Here is a 2,437-nt window from a genome sequence, read left to right on the forward strand (position 1 = left end):
AGGTGGTCGACGGCGCGGGCCGGATCGCGCTGCCCACCCTGGTGGACGCGCACATCCACCCGGACAAGACCGCCTGGGGCGAGCCCTGGTACAGCCGGCGCCCGGCCGGTTCGCTGCCCGAGTACGTCCGGGGCGACGTCGACCTCCACCGGCACCAGCGCACCCCGCTGGCCGAGCGCGCCCACCGGCTGCTCGCCCATGCCGTGGCCTCCGGCACCCGCGCCGTCCGGGCGCACGTGGACGTCGCGCCCGCCTTCGGCCTGGCCGGGGTGACCGGTCTGGCCGAGGTGCGGGAGCGGCTGGCCGGGGCGCTGGACCTCCAACTGGTCGCCTTCCCGCAGCACGGGGTCCGCCGCACCCCCGGGGCGGGGGCGCTGCTGGCCGAGGCGGCGGCGAGCGGGCTGATCGACGCGGTCGGCGGCATCGACCCGGCCGGGTTCGACGGCGGTGCGGACGGCGAGGGCCCGGCCCAGCTCGACCTGGTCTTCGGCCTGGCCGAGCGGTACGGGCTGCGGCTGGACGTCCATCTGCACGACCGGGGTGACCGGGCCCTGGGGCCGCTGCGCGACATCGCCGCGCGGACCAGGGCCGCCGGTCTGGCCGGCCGGGTCGTGGTCAGCCACGCCTTCTGCGTCCCGGAGCTGGGCGGCGAACGGCTCGACGAGCTGGCCGCGCTGCTCGCCGGGTCCGGCGTCGGCCTCACCACCGTCGCGCCCTCGGCGCACCAGGTCCTGCCGTTCCGTGAACTCCGGGCGCACGGCGTGCGGGTGGGCCTCGGTTCGGACGGCGTGCGGGACTCCTGGAGCCCGTTCGGCAACGCGGACATGCTGCACCGGGCCCACCTGCTCGGCTGGACCACCGACGCCCGTACGGACGAGGAGCTGGCCGCGTGCTTCGCGCTGGCCGCCGACGGCGGTGCCGAACTGCTCGACCTGCCGAGGGCGACCCTGGAGCCGGGATCGCCGGCGGACTTCATGCTGGTGTCCGGCGAGTGCCTCCCGCAGGTCGTGGTCGACCTGCCGCCGCGCGAGCTGGTGGTCCGGGCCGGCCGGGTGGTCGCCAGGGACGGCCGCTACCTGGGCGGACCGGCCGGGGGCGCGGCTCCGGTGGAGTGAGCGGCGCGCCCCGCGGCCGGGGTGTTCTCAGCCCTGGTACTGGACGACGATCCTGGTGAACTCGTACGGGGACTGCGCGACGCCGCTGCACGCGTCGGCGTCGGTGCCCGAGCCGCAGGCGCGGTCGCGGTTGACGGACCAGAAGGCGAACCGGGCGATGTGGTGCTGCTGGGCGTACCCGAGCAGGGTGCGGAAGTCGGCCGTGGTGACGGTCTCGCCGGCCTCGTCGGTCTTCCCGTTCATCGAGGACACCCCGATGTGCCGGTAGGCGGCGTCGTCGCTGTAGCCGTAGGCGCTCTTCACCGCCGCCTTGAGGCCCTCCATGGCGCCGACCGAGGCCTGCCCCATGGTGCCGCTGTGGCCGCCGAAGTCGAACGGCATGACCACCCAGCCGTCGTTGGCGAGGCCCGCCGCCGCGCCGCGCTTGATGAGGTCCTTGCCGGTGGCGTCCGGGCCGGTGGGCGTGGTGCCCATGGTGATGTAGGTGACGAGGCCGGGGTTCCTGGTCTTGACGATCTTCAGGGCGTCGACCACCCGCTGACGGACCGTCGCGTTGGAGAACTCGGTGTCCTCGATGTCGATGTCGAAGGCCTTGAGCTTGTAGGCATCGATGACCTTCTGGTAGGCGCCGGCCAGTGCGCTCGCGCTGGAACACTTCTCGCCCAGCTTGTTGCCGCTCCACCCGCCGACCGAGACCACCACATCGCCGCCGGCCGCCCGGATCGACTTGATCGCGGCCTCGTCGGAGCCGCCGGTGAGCGGCCGGCTGCCGTCCCACTTCGGGTTGCACCCGCCGTCGGAGAGGATGAAGGCCAGCGTGAACCACTTGACGCCGGTCGCCTTCATCACGTCCGTCGGCTTCTGCGGGTTGCCCCAGCCGAGGTACTCGTACGGCGCGGCGGCCATCCCGGGCACGGCCGCGACGGCGGTGTCCGCGGCCGCGACGGCGGGGTCCGCCGCGGCGGAGGCCACCGGGGCCAGCAGGAGGGCGGCCGGACCGAGGGTGGCGGCCAGCAGCGGGGCGGTCAGGCGGACTCCGATGGTCTTGCGCATGCCAACTCGCTTTCGTCGATCCACACCACGGGGGTGACGGCAGGTCAAGGGGGGCGCCCGCGGCGGACGGCGACGGCCCGCGGCGGGTGTCTCACAGAATCGGGCTCCCCGGCCGCGGGGTCAATGGATTTGGTTAGGAAAGTTTCCGAATGGTTCGGCGTGATCCGAAGGGCACCCCTCAGGAGCGCGGCGGAAGCGGGCGGATGTCGGGCCAGGTCGCGTCCACATGGGCCGCGCAGGACTCCTCGGAGCCGGTGAAGCCGGTGGGG

General features: G+C 74.2%; 2 protein-coding genes. One reads left to right on the forward strand and one right to left on the reverse strand.

Annotated features, from left to right (window positions below):
• Positions 1-1,115: amidohydrolase (locus tag VR45_RS40995; protein ID WP_045945071.1), on the forward strand; the 1,115-nt coding region annotated here is incomplete at its 5' end.
• A gap of 27 nt (positions 1,116-1,142) precedes the next feature.
• Here VR45_RS40995 and VR45_RS41000 read toward each other — a convergent pair.
• A complete protein-coding gene (locus VR45_RS41000; RefSeq protein ID WP_045945072.1) occupies positions 1,143-2,168 on the reverse strand; it encodes a chitinase in 1,026 nt (341 codons plus the stop codon).
• Positions 2,169-2,437 lie beyond the last annotated feature (269 nt).

The sequence above is a fragment of the Streptomyces sp. NRRL S-495 genome (assembly GCF_000966955.1).
Taxonomy (GTDB): Bacteria; Actinomycetota; Actinomycetes; order Streptomycetales; family Streptomycetaceae; genus Kitasatospora; species Kitasatospora purpeofusca.